Annotated in this window: 14 protein-coding genes and 1 pseudogene; 4 read left to right on the top strand and 11 right to left on the bottom strand. The window is 65.4% G+C overall.

What is annotated here, in order from left to right; translation table 11 throughout:
- Positions 1 to 77: 77 nt before the first annotated feature.
- The 8 genes from ACFZCE_RS10755 to puuE form a co-directional block, all read right to left on the bottom strand.
- The gene (locus tag ACFZCE_RS10755; RefSeq protein ID WP_390938770.1) at positions 78 to 2,957 is read right to left on the bottom strand and encodes a ribonucleoside-diphosphate reductase subunit alpha; all 2,880 of its coding nucleotides are present in this window, start codon (positions 2,955 to 2,957) and stop codon (positions 78 to 80) included.
- Between the two features lie 338 nt (positions 2,958 to 3,295).
- Entirely contained in the window at positions 3,296 to 4,018 is a 723-nt protein-coding gene (locus tag ACFZCE_RS10750; protein ID WP_390938769.1) for a 4'-phosphopantetheinyl transferase superfamily protein, read from the bottom strand.
- Between the two features lie 700 nt (positions 4,019 to 4,718).
- Complete coding sequence (locus ACFZCE_RS10745; RefSeq protein ID WP_390938767.1) at positions 4,719 to 5,504, bottom strand: outer membrane protein OmpK; 786 nt, start codon at positions 5,502 to 5,504, stop codon at positions 4,719 to 4,721.
- Between the two features lie 276 nt (positions 5,505 to 5,780).
- Positions 5,781 to 7,109: a urate hydroxylase PuuD gene (locus ACFZCE_RS10740; RefSeq protein ID WP_390938765.1), complete on the bottom strand. Its 1,329-nt coding sequence runs from the start codon at positions 7,107 to 7,109 to the stop codon at positions 5,781 to 5,783.
- Between the two features lie 48 nt (positions 7,110 to 7,157).
- Complete coding sequence (locus ACFZCE_RS10735; protein WP_390938763.1) at positions 7,158 to 7,661, bottom strand: ureidoglycolate lyase; 504 nt, start codon at positions 7,659 to 7,661, stop codon at positions 7,158 to 7,160.
- A 32-nt stretch (positions 7,662 to 7,693) separates the two neighbouring features.
- Entirely contained in the window at positions 7,694 to 8,689 is a 996-nt protein-coding gene (gene alc / locus ACFZCE_RS10730) for an allantoicase (protein ID WP_390938761.1), read from the bottom strand.
- A 24-nt stretch (positions 8,690 to 8,713) separates the two neighbouring features.
- Complete coding sequence (gene uraD / locus ACFZCE_RS10725) at positions 8,714 to 9,229, bottom strand: 2-oxo-4-hydroxy-4-carboxy-5-ureidoimidazoline decarboxylase (protein WP_390938759.1); 516 nt, start codon at positions 9,227 to 9,229, stop codon at positions 8,714 to 8,716.
- Positions 9,226 to 10,152, bottom strand: a complete 927-nt coding sequence (puuE, locus tag ACFZCE_RS10720) for an allantoinase PuuE (protein WP_390938757.1) — start codon at positions 10,150 to 10,152, stop codon at positions 9,226 to 9,228. The genes uraD and puuE overlap by 4 nt, the downstream gene beginning before the upstream one ends.
- Before the next feature lie 299 nt (positions 10,153 to 10,451).
- Between puuE and uraH the strand changes: the two genes are divergently transcribed.
- Positions 10,452 to 10,805, top strand: a complete 354-nt coding sequence (uraH, locus tag ACFZCE_RS10715; RefSeq protein WP_390938755.1) for a hydroxyisourate hydrolase — start codon at positions 10,452 to 10,454, stop codon at positions 10,803 to 10,805.
- A gap of 49 nt (positions 10,806 to 10,854) precedes the next feature.
- Here uraH and ACFZCE_RS10710 read toward each other — a convergent pair whose 3' ends face one another.
- Positions 10,855 to 11,481, bottom strand: coding sequence for a LysE family transporter (locus ACFZCE_RS10710; protein WP_390938753.1), 627 nt, complete (start codon positions 11,479 to 11,481; stop codon positions 10,855 to 10,857).
- A gap of 174 nt (positions 11,482 to 11,655) precedes the next feature.
- Between ACFZCE_RS10710 and ACFZCE_RS10705 the strand changes: the two genes are divergently transcribed.
- From ACFZCE_RS10705 to ACFZCE_RS10695, 3 genes and pseudogenes are all read left to right on the top strand, one after another.
- Positions 11,656 to 12,417, top strand: a complete 762-nt coding sequence (locus ACFZCE_RS10705) for an FCD domain-containing protein (RefSeq protein ID WP_390938751.1) — start codon at positions 11,656 to 11,658, stop codon at positions 12,415 to 12,417.
- A gap of 103 nt (positions 12,418 to 12,520) precedes the next feature.
- A pseudogene (locus ACFZCE_RS10700) lies at positions 12,521 to 13,288 on the top strand (cache domain-containing protein); the annotation flags it as partial.
- Positions 13,289 to 13,411: 123 nt separating this feature from the next.
- A complete protein-coding gene (locus tag ACFZCE_RS10695) occupies positions 13,412 to 14,146 on the top strand; it encodes a methyl-accepting chemotaxis protein (RefSeq protein WP_390939313.1) in 735 nt (244 codons plus the stop codon).
- Between the two features lie 245 nt (positions 14,147 to 14,391).
- Here the strand turns inward: ACFZCE_RS10695 and guaD are convergent, their stop codons facing one another.
- Complete coding sequence (gene guaD / locus ACFZCE_RS10690; RefSeq protein WP_390938749.1) at positions 14,392 to 15,690, bottom strand: guanine deaminase; 1,299 nt, start codon at positions 15,688 to 15,690, stop codon at positions 14,392 to 14,394.
- A 4-nt stretch (positions 15,691 to 15,694) separates the two neighbouring features.
- Complete coding sequence (gene xdhC, locus ACFZCE_RS10685) at positions 15,695 to 16,540, bottom strand: xanthine dehydrogenase accessory protein XdhC (RefSeq protein ID WP_390938747.1); 846 nt, start codon at positions 16,538 to 16,540, stop codon at positions 15,695 to 15,697.
- Position 16,541: the final 1 nt, after the last annotated feature.

Raw genomic sequence — 16,541 nt, 5'->3', positions numbered from 1 at the left:
ACCCTCCAACCCCTTGTATCTATTGGGGTTGGAAGGTCATGGGTTTGACTAAGTATACGCTTTAATACTTATGAACCCTATTGGCAGGCTTCGCAATCCGGCTCGTCGATCGCGCAGGCTTTCGGCACCGGGGCGGGGCCGGCGGCCTCGACCGGGGCGCTGTCGCCACCGCTGGACACGGCGTTGAGCTTGCCGGTGTTGATGGTCGACTTCTCGGTGCTGGTCGCGGCCAGGGCACGGAGGTAGTAAGTGGTTTTCAGGCCACGGAACCAAGCCATGCGGTAGGTCACGTCGAGCTTCTTGCCCGAGGCGCCGGCGATGTACAGGTTCAGCGATTGCGCCTGGTCGATCCACTTCTGGCGGCGGCTGGCGGCTTCGACGATCCAGCGGGTGTCGACTTCGAACGCGGTGGCGTAGAGGTCTTTGAGCTCCTGCGGGATGCGCTCGATCTGCTGCACCGAACCGTCGTAGTACTTCAGGTCGTTGATCATGACCGAGTCCCACAGGCCGCGGTCTTTGAGGTCGCGCACCAGGTAGGGGTTGATCACGGTGAACTCGCCGGAGAGGTTCGACTTCACGTACAGGTTCTGGTAGGTCGGCTCGATCGACTGCGACACGCCGGTGATGTTGGCGATGGTCGCGGTCGGCGCGATGGCCATGATGTTCGAGTTACGGATGCCTTTTTGCACACGCTCGCGCACCGGTGCCCAGTCGAGGGTTTCGCTGCGGTCGACTTCGATGTACTTGGCGCCGCGCTGTTCGATCAGGGTGGCCAGCGAGTCCAGCGGCAATACGCCCTTGGACCACAGCGAGCCCTGGAACGTCTCGTAGGCGCCGCGCTCGTCGGCCAGGTCGCAGGAGGCCTGGATCGCGTAGTAGCTCACCGCTTCCATCGACTGGTCGGCGAAGGCCACGGCGGCGTCGGAGCCGTAGGCGATGTGCTGCAGGTACAGCGCGTCCTGGAAGCCCATGATGCCCAGGCCGACCGGGCGGTGCTTGAAGTTCGAGTTCTGCGCCTGGGGCACGGAGTAGTAGTTGATGTCGATCACGTTGTCGAGCATGCGCACGGCGGTGTTCACGGTGCGTTGCAGCTTGGCGGTATCGAGCTTGCCGTCGACGATGTGGTTCGGCAGGTTGATCGAGCCCAGGTTGCAGACGGCGATCTCATCCTTGTTGGTGTTCAGGGTGATCTCGGTGCACAGGTTCGAGCTGTGTACCACGCCCACGTGCTGCTGCGGGCTGCGCAGGTTGCACGGGTCCTTGAAGGTCAACCACGGGTGGCCGGTCTCGAACAGCATCGACAGCATCTTGCGCCACAGGTCTTTGGCTTCGAGGGTCTTGTAGACCTTGATTTTGCCGTACTCGATCAGCGCTTCGTAGTACTCGTAGCGCTCTTCGAAGGCCTTGCCGGTCAGGTCGTGCAGGTCAGGCACTTCCGATGGCGAGAAGAGGGTCCACTTGCCGCCTTCGAACACGCGCTTCATGAACAGGTCGGGGATCCAGTTCGCGGTGTTCATGTCGTGGGTGCGGCGGCGGTCGTCACCGGTGTTCTTGCGCAGCTCGAGGAATTCCTCGATGTCGAGGTGCCAGGTTTCGAGGTACGCGCACACCGCGCCCTTGCGCTTGCCACCCTGGTTCACCGCCACGGCGGTGTCGTTGACCACTTTCAGGAACGGCACCACGCCTTGCGACTTGCCGTTGGTGCCCTTGATGTACGAGCCCAGGGCGCGCACGGGGGTCCAGTCGTTGCCCAGGCCGCCGGCGAATTTCGACAGCATGGCGTTGTCGTGGATAGCCCCGTAGATGCCGGAGAGGTCGTCTGGCACGGTGGTCAGGTAGCACGAGCTCAGCTGCGGGCGCAGGGTGCCGGCGTTGAACAGGGTCGGGGTCGAGGCCATGTAGTCGAACGACGACAGCAGGCGGTAGAACTCGATGGCGCGGTCGTCGCGGTTTTTCTCTTCGATCGCCAGGCCCATGGCCACGCGCATGAAGAACACCTGCGGCAGCTCGAAACGGATGCCATCCTTGTGGATGAAGTAGCGGTCGTACAGGGTTTGCAGGCCCAGGTAGGTGAACTGCTGGTCACGCTCGTGATCGATCGCCTTGCCCAGCTTGGCCAGGTCGAAGTTGGCCAGTTCCGGGTTCAGCAGCTCGTATTCCACGCCCTTGGCGACGTAGGCCGGCAGGGCCGCGGCGTACAGCTCGGCCATTTCGTGGTGGGTGGCGCTTTCGGCCACGCCGAGGAAGCCCAGGCCTTCGGCGCGCAGGGTGTCCATCAGCAGGCGGGCGGTGACGAACGAGTAGTTCGGCTCGCGCTCGACCAGGGTGCGGGCGGTCATCACCAGGGCGGTGTTGACGTCTTTGACGGCCACGCCGTCGTAGAGGTTCTTCAGGGTTTCGCGCTGGATCAGGCCACCGTCGACTTCCTTCAGGCCTTCGCAGGCTTCGGAAATGATGGTGTTCAGGCGGCCCATGTCGAGCGGCGCGAGGCTGCCGTCTTCACGCTTGATACGGATGCTCGGGTGCGGCTCGGCCGGGGCGCCTTCCACGGTGCGGCTGGCGCGCTCCTTGGCGCGCTGGTCGCGGTAGATCACGTAGTCGCGGGCGACCTTGTGCTCGCCGGCGCGCATCAGCGCCAGTTCGACCTGGTCCTGGATCTCTTCGATGTGGATGGTGCCGCCCGAGGGCATGCGCCGCTTGAAGGTGGCGCTGACCTGTTCGGTCAGGCGCGCGACGGTGTCGTGGATGCGCGAGGAGGCGGCGGCGGTGCCGCCCTCGACCGCGAGGAACGCCTTGGTGATGGCGACCTTGATCTTGTCGATGCTGTAGGCGACCACGGTGCCGTTGCGCTTGATGACGCGCAGTTGGCCTGGTGCGGTGGCGGTCAGGTCCTGGGACTGATCAGCGCCCTGGGGCGCGGTGGCCTTTGGGTTCTCGCGAGTCGGTTCGGTGTGCATGGGGGTCTCCACGATGTCTCTATCCCTGGCTGAATGCTGGGCCTGGTTGGGCAGGCTTCAGGCCGGTGCGCGCGACGGCTGCGCGACTCGGCAAAAACTCGAAGTATTTGGCAAAAATTGGGATTGCCAATGCTTGCGCTAGGACTACGAGTTGTGGTTCTGGTTCCACCGTAACCCCAATATGTAGTGGTTCGGTAATTTCGGGATACAAGATAATGCGGTCGGCAGCGATTGGCAACACCACCGGTTGTGGATAACGTGTGGGCAAAATGTGGGGAGCTGGCGGCCATCGGCGGGCAGCCCGCAGGGGGCTTGGGCTGCAGCGATGTGAAGGTTTTTTATGTCGCGGCCGCCACCGCCACCAGGCTCAGCAAGCGCCCCTCGCTGAGCTGGAACTGCCCCGCCAGTTGCGATCCGTTTTGCCAGGTTTCGCTGAGGTCGGTGAGCAGCCGCAGCTGTGCCTGGCCATCGGCGCTCCAGCCCAGCAGTTCGGCGTGTTCGAAGTAAAAGCGCTGGCGCACCAGCGGGTACAGCGCCTTGAACAGGCTTTCCTTGAGCGAGAAGGTGAGGGTGATCGCCAGGGCGGCGCTGGCGTCGTCCGCGGGCAGCCGCGCCAGCTCGGCCGGGGTGAGGATCTCCCCGGCCAGGCGCCGGGCGCGCTCGGCCGGCAGCAGGTTTTCAACGTCGAGGCCGAGGCCCTGCCAGTGCTCGGCGCGGGCGGCCACGCAGGCGGCCCAGCCGCCGCCATGGGTGATCGAGGCGGTGACCCCTTCGGGCCACACCGGCGCGCGGTCCTCGCCGATCGGCGCCACCCAGCTCACCCCGGCCACCGCCTGCACCGCTGCGCGGGCACACACCCGCCCGGCGAGAAATTCCGCCTGGCGCTTGGCCACCGAGCGTTCAATGCTCGGCGGCGGGGTGATCGCGCAGTGGGCGAAGTCGCCGGCTTGCAAGCTTGCCGGGCTGAAGCCGCAACTGACCAGCCGTACGCCGGGCAGCGGCAAGGGCAGGGGCCAGTGGGCCTGCGGCGGGGTGAGGGAGGGGGGGAGGGGCTGGGGCATGGGCTTCAGGGAAGAAGTTCAAAGCCTCAAGCTTCAAGCTTCAGGGCGTGAGGTGCAAGCTTGAAATGAGTATTTATAGGCTGCTGGCGTTTCGCCCGGCTGTGCCGTAATGCTGTTCACTTAAGCCATTTCACGGCTTTAAGGAAGGGATCAATCTGTGAGCGCTGCTGATTTTGTGCATGAGCTTCAGGGCCCATCGCCCGGCACAGCCGGCCTCCCACCCGTTGAGGTGAACTGGAGTTATAGGAATGGCTTGAGGGTTGCTCTTGCTCTTGCTCTTGCTCTTGCTTTTGGTGCGCGATCGCCCAGGCGCCGCCGAACGCGCGATTCGGGAGGCCGAGTGGAGGTGTCGCGGAAGGGGTCGAGGCGCAGGGATGCGCCGAGTGCGGCGATTGGCCAGGGATGGCCCTTCGCCGCGGGCCCCTGGAGCGGCGCCGGAGCGAGGGAACCCCCGCCGTAGGCGGGGCCGGACGATTGAGCGCAATGGTTTTGCCTACTTTTCCCGGAAGAAAAGTAGGACGCCGTAAAGGCGGAAAGGTGAAGTGATGTCGCCGCAGGAAACGGATCAGCTCACTTGTTCAAAACCATAGAATCTCCCACGGGTTCTGTGCTGCCCAATAAATCAAGTACTTACACAAATCTGGTGGGAGGCCGTGGTCCGGCACTCCGGCTGTGCCGGGCGAGGGGCCGGTCAAGCCGTTTAGAAAAACACCTTCACCAACAAACTCGCGGTGTTCTGGTTGGTGTCGAAATACGGCGTGTCCTTGATGCCGTACTTGTCTTTCCAGTAGTCGTACTCGATCCCCACGTACAGTTGCTTCTCGCCCAGGCTCAGGGCTTTGCCGAGGTCGTACTTGATCTGCGGGTTTACGTGCAGGTTGGCGTGGTAGTCGCCGTGGTCGTTGGCGTCGTTGCCGATCACCCAGTCGATGTAGCCGTCGATCAGCACATCGGACTTGCCCATCGGAACGGTATAAGAGAACACCGGGGTGATCTGCCAGACGTTATCGCCGGCGCGGGGGCCGTCGGTGTAGCGCTTGTAGAAGTTCAGCTGGAAGTAGTCGAAGCCCGGCACCTTGAGGTCGAAGCCCGGGCCGATCAGGTAGCTCTCCACGTCGCCCTCGCCGAACTCGTAGGTCATGGCCAGCAGCACGTCGCTGACCGGGCCATAGGCGAATGGCTGGCCGAAAACTTTGCTGGCCGACAGGCGTGGGCTGAACTCCCCGTACAACGTGCTGTTGCCGGCGCTGGCGCTCTTCTTGCCCTGGTAGTGGATGCTGTCAACGAACAGGAAGTTGTCGCCGTACTTCCAGCTGTCGGCGTGCTCGAAGGTGAAGGTCTGCTGGGTTTCAGGGTCTACAGCGAAGTCCTTGCCCCACAGGTAGGTGAGGCTGTTGCTTTGCCATTGCAGCCATTCGCCGGCCGAGGCCTGTGCGCTGGCCAGTACGCCGCCGGCCAACGCCAGGCCGCAAAGAATCGATTTCATGCGCGTGCTCCAAAGGTGATAGGCGAGTGGCGCGTCTGCGGCGCCTTGCTCGTTTGTTGTTCATCTGGTCAGGTTTTTAGGCAGCCCGATGCTGTTAGCAATGGCCGCGCCAACTCGGTAAAAAACCGGTCATAAACTGTCCGATCGGTTAGAAATCGGCGTTTGCCCGGGTAGCGCCCAGCGCGGCCGCGAGGGGGCGCGCACGATACTGGGGCAAGGGCGGATGAACAAGCGTCGTGTTGGCGCAGGGGCGGCCATTGCGGCCGCCCGGCAAGGTCAGTTGGCCTGGGCGCCCCTGGCGATCCAGGCGCCGATCAACTGGCGTTCTTCGGGGGTCATCTGGGTGATGTTGCCCAGCGGCATGATCTGGCTGTTCACCGCCTGCGCCTGGATGCGCGGCGCCTGCTGGCGGATCTGCTCGGGGGTGTCGAACATCACCCCGGCCGGCGCCGAGCTGAACAGGGCGCTGGTGGGGTTGGCCGAATGGCACACCGTGCAGCGCGCCTGGATCACCCCATTCACCTGCGCGAAGCCCCCACCGCCGGTGCTGGCCTCGGCCGGCGCGGCGGCCGCCGGGGGCGCGGCAGGGGTGGTTGGCGCCGCGGCAGGGGTGGGCGCCGGCACCGGCTTGGGCTCATCGGCGCGGTGCCCGCCGAGGGCGGTTTCCGGCAGTGGCTGGAACTCCACCTGGGTGTTGGCCGGGCGCGCCACCGGTGCCGGGCCGGTCACGTAGGCCAGGCACAGCATGCCCAGTGCCCCCACTGGCAAGGCCCAGGCATAGCGCTGGCTGTTGTGGCGGGTATTGAAGTAATGCCGCACCAGGATCGCCACGATCGCGATGCCCGCCAGGATCGCCCAGTTGTACGGGCTGCCGTAGGTGCTGGGGAAGTGGTTGCTGATCATGATGAACAGCACCGGCAGGGTGAAGTAATTGTTGTGCCGCGAGCGCAGCAGGCCCTTGGCCGGCAGGCTGGGGTCTGGCGTGCGGTTCTCCTTGATCGCCGCCACCAGCGCGCGCTGCGCTGGCATGATGATGCGGAACACGTTGCCGACCATGATCGTGCCCATGATCGCCCCGGTGTGCAGGTACGCCGCGCGGCCGCTGAACACTTTGCTGAAGCCGTAGCAGGCGCCGATGATCAGCACGAAGAGGATCAGCCCCAGCAGCGCCGGGCGCTCGCCCAGGTAGGAGTCGCAGAGGATGTCGTAGACGAACCAGGCCAGCGCCAGCGCGCCCAGGGCCAGGCCCACGCCCTCCAACCCGCTTAGGCTGCTGCCGGGGGCCAGCAGGTACAGGCTGGGGTTGAAGTAGAACACCACGCACAGCAGCGCCACGCCGCTGAGCCAGGTGGTGTAGGCCTCCCATTTGAACCAGTGCAGGTGCTCGGGCATCTGCGCGGGGGCCAGTTTGTATTTTTCCAGGTGGTAGATGCCGCCGCCATGGATGGCCCACAAGTCGCCCGATAGCCCCTCGCGGGGGTTGCGCCGGTCGAGGTTGTTTTCCAGCCAGACGAAATAAAAGGACGCGCCGATCCAGGCGATCCCGACGATCATGTGAACCCAGCGCACGCCCAGGTTCAGCCATTCCAGCAGATGTGCTTGCACGGTGGTTGCCTCACGCCAGCGCCCGCCAGGGGCGGGGCCGGTCTTCTCTTAGGGGTGGAAGTCGAGGAGCAGCAACTGGTCCTCACCGAAGAAGAACTCGTCGCAGTTGGCGCCAGGGCCACTGCGGTCGACCACCAGGAAGTCATCCCGCTTTTCGATCGCCAGCACCGGGTGGTGCCAAACGCCGCGATGGTAATTGATGCCCTGCCGCCCATTGCTGAGGAAGGCGCGGGCCAGGCCTGCCTGCGGTTGATCGCCAACGGGCGCGACCACGATCAGAAACGGCTTGCCCAGCAGCGGCACGAAGGCCTGGCTGCCACGCGGGTGGCGCTCGAGCATGCGCACGGTCAGCGGGTACTCCAGCGCCTGGGCGCGGAAGATGCTGATGATCGCCTGGTCTTCGGGCGTTTCGGTCTGCACCTGGGCCAGGCGGTGGAAGCGCTGCGTCGAGCCGTTGTTGATCATGAAAAAATCGCTGCCGTCGGTTTCGATCACGTCGCCGAAGGGGGCGAAGGCCGCTTTGGTCAAGGGCTCGATGGCGAGAGTGCGCATGCTCGGGGTCCGCGGTTAAGGGTTATAGAGGGTTATTTGGCCAGCTTGCCGAACAGCCGCAGGCGGCTCACACCGCCGTCGGGGAACAGGTTCAGGCGGATGTGGGTGATCGGCCCGAGCGCCTTGAGCGGTTCGCTGAAGCTGTGTTCCTGGTGCATCGAGAGCTTCTGGCTGGGCAGCAGCTCGCGCCAGAACAGGCTTTGGGTTTCGATCTGGCTGTCGGTGCCGCCCTTCACGTAGGCCGCCTGGATCGAGCAGCTGTCGGGGTAGTTGCCTTTGAAGTGCAGGGTGTCGACCACCACCTGCTCGACCACCCCGGGGTGGCCCAGGGCGATGATCACCCAGTCGTTGCCCGGGGTGCGCCGGCGCGCGGTTTCCCAGCCGTCGCCCATGTTCACCCCGCGGCCGGGGTTGAGCAGGTTGCCCATGCGCCCGTAGTGCTCGTCGGAGCACGCCAGGGCGCGGCCACCATTGAGGGCGCTGGCGAGGTCGAGGGTTTCGCTGGCCGGTACCTGCGCCCAGTCACGGAACGGAATGCCGTACACCCGCAGGCGCGCCACGCCGCCGTCGGGGTAAATGTTGAAGCGCAGGTGGGTGAAGGCTTGGGTGTTGTGGATTTCATGGTAGTGGTGGCTGTTGCCTTGCAGGTCAACGGCGGGCAGTACCTCGGTCCACTCGGTGCTCTCGAGCGGGTCGCCCTCGGCGACGAAGCAGGCTTCGAGCGAGGCCGACGGCGGGTAGTTGCCGGTGAAGAACGAGGTGTCGATGTCGACGCCCTTGAGGGTGCCGGGCACGCCCAGGCGGATCACCGCGTGGTCGAAGCCTTCGAAACGCTTGCGGCGCGACTCCCAGCCGTCCATCCATTTGCCGTTGTCGTCGAACACGCCTTCTTTCCACACCGCCGGGGTGGGCTGGAACAGCCGGTTGACCTCGGCGAACCAATCGTCGGTCACGCTCACGGCACGGGTGCCGAGGCGGGCGTCGGCGAGGTTGACGAACTTCTCGAAGGGGGCGGCGTACGCTTTCATGGGGGTGTGCCTTATGTGCGTGAATTAAAGGGCCTGCAGGCGAAACAGCGCGATCTTGTCGATCTCGGCCAGGGCGCAGTGAAACTCCTGCTCCGGGCTGTGGCCGATGCGTTGTTCGAACGCGGCGAGGATCTGCTGCCGGTTGCTGCCTTTGACGGCCATGATGAAGGGGAAGCCAAAGCGGGCTTTGTAGGCCTGGTTGAGCGTGGTGAAGCGGGCGAACTCCTCGGCGCTGCAGGCATGGATGCCGGCGCCGGCTTGCTCCGCGGTGCTGGCGGCGGTCAGCTCGCCGGCGATCGCGGCCTTGCCGGCGAGGTCCGGGTGGGCGTTGATCAGCGCCAGTTGCTGTTCACGGCTGGCGCTCTGCAGGGCGCGGCTCATGTGCCGGTGCAGGCTTTCGATATCATCACGCTCGGGCCCTTGGCTGCTGGCGAAGGCGGCCTCGGCGACCCACGGTGAGTGCTCGTAGATGTCGCCGAAGGCGGCGATGAATGCCGGGCGCGCCAACCGCGACGGGGTCAGGGTAGTAAAGGCGGTCATTGCGCGGCCCCTGGGTGCGGGTGGGTGGCGTGCCAGTGGCGGGCGATGTCGACCCGGCGGGCGTACCACACGCCCTCGAAGCCCTGGGTGTATTCAATGAAGCGCTTGAGCGCCGCCAGCCGCGCCGGGCGCCCGATCAACCGGCAGTGCAGGCCGATGGAGAGCATCTTCGGCGCGCTGGCGCCTTCTTCATAAAGCACGTCGAAGGCGTCCTTGAGGTACTGGAAGAACTGCTCGCCAGTGTTGAAGCCCTGCACCTGGGTGAAACGCATGTCGTTGGTGTCGAGGGTGTAGGGGATCACCAGGTGCGGCTTGCCAGTGGGGCTGTTGGGCGCCCAGTAGGGCAGGTCGTCGTCGTAGCTGTCGCTGTCGTACAGAAAGCCGCCTTCTTCCATCACCAGGCGCCGGGTGTTCGGGCTGTTGCGGCCGGTGTACCAACCCAGCGGGCGCTGGCCGGTGATCTCGGTGAGGATCGCCAGCGCCTTGTGCAGGTGCTCGCGCTCCTGGGCCTCGCTCAGGTATTGGTAGTCGACCCAGCGGTAACCGTGGCTGCAGATTTCATGGCCGGCGGCGGCCATGGCGCGGATCAGCTCCGGGTGGCGCTGGGCGGCCATGGCCACGGCGAAGATGGTCAGCGGGACCTGCCGCTGGCGAAACAACTCGAGAATACGCCACACTCCGGCGCGGCTACCGTATTCGTACAGCGACTCCATGCTCATGTTGCGCACGCCCTGCAAGGGTTGGGCGGCGACCATTTCCGAGAGGAACGCTTCGGACTCTTTGTCTCCGTGCAGCACGCTGCGCTCGCCGCCTTCTTCGTAGTTGAGCACGAACGACAACGCGATGCGCGCCTGGCCGGGCCATTGCGGGTGGGGCGGGCGGTTGCCGTAGCCGATCAGGTCGCGGGGGTAGTCTGCGCTCACGGTGATGTCCTTGCAGGCAGGTAGGAGTGGCTAATTGTATACAACTTTATAATCGAATTGTAATGCGCTTTTTGCCGCCGGCCCCTTGAAAAGGGCGCCGATTTACCTTGCAAAAAACCTGCCTAGGTGGTCAGGTTGCGTGGCAAAGCGGCGGATTTCCTAAGAGATTACGCTGTGGCGCGGGCGCCGGATGGATAGCGTTGATTAATGTGTACAATTTTACCGGAAACTGTCTTAATCAGCCTGCGCTCGCCAGTATTCATGCACCGTAGTGGTGCGCTCAGCCCCAGGAGGCCAGCATGGCAACACTCACCACCCACGTGCTCGACGCCGCCCATGGCTGCCCGGGCCAAGGCATTCGCATCGAACTGTATCGCGTCGAAGGCGAACGCTTGCAGGCCTTGGGCGAGGCGACTACCAACAGCGATGGCCGCTGCGACGCGCCGTTGCTCGAGGGCGAGGCGTTCGTAAGCGGGGTGTACCAGTTGCACTTCCATGCCGGCGCCTACTACCGCGCCCGCGGCACCGCGCTGGCGGCGCCGGCGTTTCTCGACGTGGTGGTGCTGCGGGTCGGGCTGGACGCGGCGCAGGGGCATTATCACGTGCCGCTGTTGCTATCGCCTTACAGCTACTCGACGTATCGGGGGAGTTGAAAGGGGCCAGCGGCAAGCGGCAAGTGGGTCACGCTTACCGCTCCTCGCCTCAGCGAGCCAGCAACGCCGCCGCCCCCGCGCCGCCAAACAACCCCGCGCTGGCCCGGTTGAACCACACCTGGCCACGCCCGCTGCGCAGGTAACGCGCGGCGCCATGGGCGCCCAGGCCGTAGCCGAGCTTGCACAGCAGGTCGAGCCCGGCCCAGCTCAGCAGCAGCACCAGCAGTTGCATCGCCAGCGGGCGCTGGGGGTCGATGAACTGCGGCAGGAAGGCGGCAAAGAAGAGGATGTCTTTCGGGTTGCTGGCGCCGAGCACAAAGGCCCGGCGAAACAGCGCGCCGAAGCGCGGCGCGCTCACCGCTCCGGGCTGTTGCCCGGCCTGGCCGGCGCTGCGCGAGGCCTGCCAGCTTTGCCAAGCCAGGTAGAACAGGTACAGCCCGCCGGCGACCTTCAGCAGCTCGAACAGCCGCTCGCTGGCCAGCAGCAGCGCGCCCAGGCCCAGCGCCGAGGCGCACAGCAGGCTGCTCGAGGCCAGCACCCCGCCGAGAAACGCCGGGTACGAGCGCAACACGCCGTAGTTCAGGCTGTTGCCGATCATCAGCAACGACAGCGGCCCAGGGATGAGGATCACCACCACCGCGGCGGCGCAGAACAACAACCAGGTTTCAACGGCCATGCTTAAGTACCTGTGAGAAAAGCCCGCGGGCGAGGGGCAAGTATGAGGATGTATACAATCCCTGCCAACGCTTTTCCAGCGCAAGCGCCCGGCGCCCGGCCAGCCGCGTAGGCACAGGCGCGCGGGGCTGTGTACAATGCCCCATCCTCCGGTCTCCCCCGTCGTCGAGTGCCCATGAACGAACAGCTGCAACCCCTGAAGAAACAGGCCCGTACCGCCAAGCTCGGGCGCAGCGGTACGCAAGACGACATGGTCTACGCGCACATCTTCGAAGCGATCCTGGAGCAGCGCCTGGCGCCGGGCACCAAGCTCAGCGAAGAAGCCCTGGGGGAGATTTTCGGGGTCAGCCGTACCATCATCCGCCGTGCGCTGTCACGCCTGGCCCACGAGGGCGTGGTGCTGTTGCGGCCCAACCGTGGCGCGGTGGTGGCCAGCCCTAGCGTGGCGGAAGCGCGCCAGGTGTTCTTCGCCCGCCGCCTGGTTGAAAAAGCCATCACCGAACTGGCCGCCCAGCACGCCACCGCCGAGCAACTGGCCGAGCTACGGCAAATGGTCGACGACGAACGCGCCAGCTTCACCCGCGGCGACCGTGGCGCGGGCATTCGTTTGTCCGGTGAGTTCCACCTCAAGCTCGCCGAAGCCGCCGGCAACGCGCCGCTGGTCAGCTTCCAGCGCAGCCTGGTGTCGCAAACCTCGCTGATCATCGCCCAGTACGAAAGCGGCAACCGCACGCACTGCTCCTACGATGAACACAGCCAACTGATCGACGCCCTCGAAAGCCGCGACGCCGCCCGCGCCGTGGAGCTGATGATGCACCACATGGACCACATCGACGGCAAGCTCAACTTCGATGACGACGGTGCCTCGGATGATTTGCACGCGGTGTTCGGGCACATTCTCAAGAACAAGCCGCACGCCGGCAGCCGCAAGCCCTGAGCCTAAGGTTTCAGCCCGCCACGCCGATACCCCTATAGCCAGCGCCTCGATGCGCGGGCGGCGTTTGCCCATTCAAAAACAATAATGCGTGTGGGGGTTCGGTATGCGAGGGCTTTCGATCAATCGGCGGCTGTGGTTGGTACTGCTGGTGGCGGTGTTGATGCTGGTGGCAATGGCCGGGGCGATGCTCAAGCAGCTTCACACTGACCTGTACGCGGCCAAGGCCGAGAAAACCATGCACTTGGTGCAGGCGGCCAGCGGCGTGCTGGGCTATTACCAAGAGCTGGAGGCGGCCGGCACGCTGACCCGCGAGCAGGCCCAGCAACAGGCCATCGAGGCGGTGCGTGGGCTGCGCTACAACCAGAACGACTATTTCTGGATCAACGACCTGCGCCCGGTGATGATCATGCACCCCGCCAACCCCAAGCTGATCGGCCAGGACCTCTCCGGCATCAAAGACCCAGACGGCTTCGAGGTGTTCAACCAGATGGTCGCGCTGGCCAAGGCCAAGGGTGCGGGGGCCATCGACTACCGCTGGCCCAAGCCCGGCTCGGCCGAGCCGGTGGAGAAAACCTCCTACGTGAGCCTGTTCGCGCCCTGGGGCTGGGTGATCGGCTCGGGGGTGTATGTCGATGACGTCAAGGCCCAGTTCGCGCAGCAATTGTGGAAGGTCGCCGGCATCGGCCTGGTGATCGTGGTACTGATGACTGCGCTGCTGATGGCGATCGGCCGCAGCATCGTCAAGCCGCTGGACGCCACCGTGCAGGCGATGGCCAACATCGCCAGCGGCGAGAGCGACCTGACCTGCCGCCTGGCAAGCGGCGGCCAGGATGAGGTCGCGCAATTGGCCGAACACTTCAACGGCTTCAGCAGCAAGTTGCAACGGGTGGTTAGCGACCTGCAGCACTCGGCCGCTGGCCTGGGCCGCGCCTCGACCGAGCTGGGCAGCAGCGCCGACCAGGCGCAATTGCGCAGCCAGCAGCAATCTCAGCGTATGGAGCAGGTGGCGGCGGCGGTCAGCGAGGTCACCCAGGGCGCCCAGGAAGTGGCGCGTAACGCCGAGCACGCCGCCCAGGAAATGCACAACGCGCAAACCCAGGCCGAGCACGGCCAGGCCAGCATCGACAGCAGCCTGCGGGAGATCAGCGCGCTGTCGGGCACCATCGACCAGGCCGTGGGGGTGATCCGCACCCTGGCCAGTGAGAGCACGCAAATTGGCAGCGTGCTCGAGGTGATCAGCGCGATTGCCGAGCAAACCAACCTGTTGGCGCTCAACGCTGCCATCGAAGCCGCCCGCGCCGGTGACCAGGGCCGCGGCTTTGCGGTGGTGGCTGATGAAGTGCGCCTGCTGGCGCAGCGAACGCAAAAATCCACCGCGGAAATTCACGCCATGATCGAACGCCTGCAAAGCCACTCGGACGCCGCGGTGAAGGTGATCGGCGCCAGCAGCAGCGCCTCGCAGTCGACCATCGAACAGGCCCAGCGCGCCAGCGCCAGCCTGGCGTCGATCCGCCAGGCACTGGGCAAGCTCAATGGCCTCAACGGTTCGATCGCCAGCGCCAGCCTGCAGCAGTCGCAGGTGGTAGAGGGCATCAACCAGAACGTCAGCGAAGCGGCCGGGTTGGCCCAGCAGGCGGCATTGGCGGCGCAGCAGTCCAACGCCGCCAGCGCGCGGTTGGGTGGGTTGAGTGAGCAGTTCAATGGCTTGTTGGGGCAGTTCAGGGTGTGAGCTTCAGGGCCTATCGCCCGGCACAGCCGTAATACTGTTCACTTAAGCAATCAGAGCGCTAATCGAGGGTAAAACGCCCTGATTTTTCTAAGTGGTTTACCGAGCGCATGACCTGACTGGCCCCTCGCCCGGCACAGCCGGAGTGCCGGACCACGGCCTCCCACCAGATTTGTGTAAACCCTTGATTTTAGGCGCAACACAGACCCCGTGGGAGGCCGGCTGTGCCGGGCGATAGGCCCTGAAGCTCAACGCCGGTGCACCACCCGCCCATGGGCCACGGTGCGTTCGATCACCCGGTCGTCGCCCAGGGTCATCAACACGAACAGGGTTTCATCGATGCTCTGGCACTGCCGCAAGCGGTAATCGAGCAGCGGCGTGGCGGCGAGGTCGAGTACCACGAAGTCAGCCTCGTGGCCCACCTTCAGGCTGCCGATGCGGCCGTCCAGTGCCAGCGCGCGGGCGCCGCCGAGGGTGGCCAGGTAGAGGGACTTGAACGGGCTCAGCCGGGCGCCCTGCAGTTGCATCACCTTGTAGGCTTCGTTGAGGGTTTGCAGGATCGAAAAACTGGTGCCGGCGCCGACGTCGGTGCCCAGGCCGACCTTGAGCTTATGCCGCTCGGCCATTGGCAGGTTGAACAGGCCACTGCCGAGGAACAGGTTGGAGGTGGGGCAAAACGCTACCGCCGAGCCGGTTTCCGCCAGCCGCGCGCATTCTGCGGCGCACAGGTGCACGCCGTGGGCGAACACCGAGCGCGGGCCGAGCAGGCGGTAATGGTCGTACACATCCAGGTAGCCGCTACGCTCGGGGAACAGCGCTTTGACCCATTCCACTTCCTTGGGGTTTTCACTGATGTGCGTGTGCAGGTACAGCCCCTCGTGCTCGCCCAGCAGTTGCCCGGCCAGGGCCAGTTGCTGCGGCGTGCTGGTGGGGGCGAAGCGTGGGGTCACGGCGTAGTGCAGGCGGCCCCGGCCGTGCCAGCGCTCGATCAGTGCCTTGCTGTCTGCATAGCTGCTCTGGGCGGTGTCGGTGAGGTAGTCCGGGGCGTTACGGTCCATCATCACCTTGCCGCAGATCATCCGCAGGTCGAGGCGCTGGGCCTCGCTGAAGAACGCCTCGACCGACTCCGGGTGCACGCTGGCGAACACCAGCGCGGTGGTGGTGCCGTTACGCAGCAGCTCGGCGAGGAAGATCTTCGCCACTTTCTCGGCGTGGGCGGAGTCTTTGAACTGCCGCTCGCAGGGGAAGGTATAGGTGTTCAGCCAGTCGAGCAGTTGCTCGCCAAAGGCGCCGATCATGCCGGTTTGCGGCAGGTGGATGTGGGTGTCGATAAACCCCGGGGTGATCAGCGCGTTGTCGAGCCGTTCAACCGGCGTGCCGGCGGCCAGCCGCGGCAGTTCGTCGGCGGCCTCGCCCATGGCGATGATCTTGCCGTTGTCGACCACCAGCAGGCCGTCGGCGATGTACTGGTAAGAGGCCTCGGTACCGACCTCGGCGGGGTCGCCAAGGCTGTGCAGCAGGGCGCTGCGGTAAGCGTGGGCAGGCATGGGGTTATCCTTGCTGGGCCTGCTGGCGGCGCGAACGCGGCAGCAGGCGGGCGATGGGTTCGTGGCGGGCGCTGTGCTGGCCGAAGTCGGCGTTGTAGGTGGCGATCACCTCAGCGGCGATCGACACGGCGATCTCCACCGGCAGCTTGCCTTTGACCTGGGGCAGGCCCATCGGGCAGCGCATGCGTTGCAGCTGCGCGGCGTCTACCCCGCGCTCGCGCAAGCGGTGCTCGAAGCGCGCGCGTTTGGTCTGCGAGCCGATCAGGCCGAAGTAGGCAAAATCGCCACGGGCGAGAATGGCCGCGGCCAGTTCCAGGTCGAGCGCGTGGTTGTGGGTCATGACGATACAGTAACTGCCCGCCGGCAAGTGTTCGACCTCCTCGAGCGGGTCGTCGGTCAGCACCCGGCTGACCCCGGCCGGCAGTTGCGCTGGGAACTCCTGCTCGCGGGCATCGACCCAGCGCACCTGGCACGGCAGGCTCGCCAGCAACGGCACCAGCGCCCGGCCGACATGGCCGGCGCCGAACACGGTGATTTGCGCCTGCGCCTGGCCGAGTGGCTCGAACAACAGCACGGTGGCGCCGCCGCAGCACTGGCCGAGGCTCGCGCCCAGGCTGAAGCGCTCCAGGTGCGGCTGCAGGGTGCCCTCGGCGAGCAGCCGGCGGGCGATCTCCAGGGCTTTGAATTCCAGGTGGCCGCCGCCGATGGTGTCGAACAGCGCGCTGGCGGTGACGACCATCTTCGAGCCGGCGTTGCGCGGGGTCGAGCCGCGTTCTTCAAGGATGGTCACCAGCACGCCGGCTTCACCGCGGGCCTGCAGCCCGGCCAGGGCATCGATCCAGTTGGGCATG

The organism is Pseudomonas sp. NPDC007930 (assembly GCF_042958985.1).
In the GTDB taxonomy this organism is placed as follows: domain Bacteria; phylum Pseudomonadota; class Gammaproteobacteria; order Pseudomonadales; family Pseudomonadaceae; genus Aquipseudomonas.
This window is presented reverse-complemented; position numbering and strand designations above follow the sequence as displayed.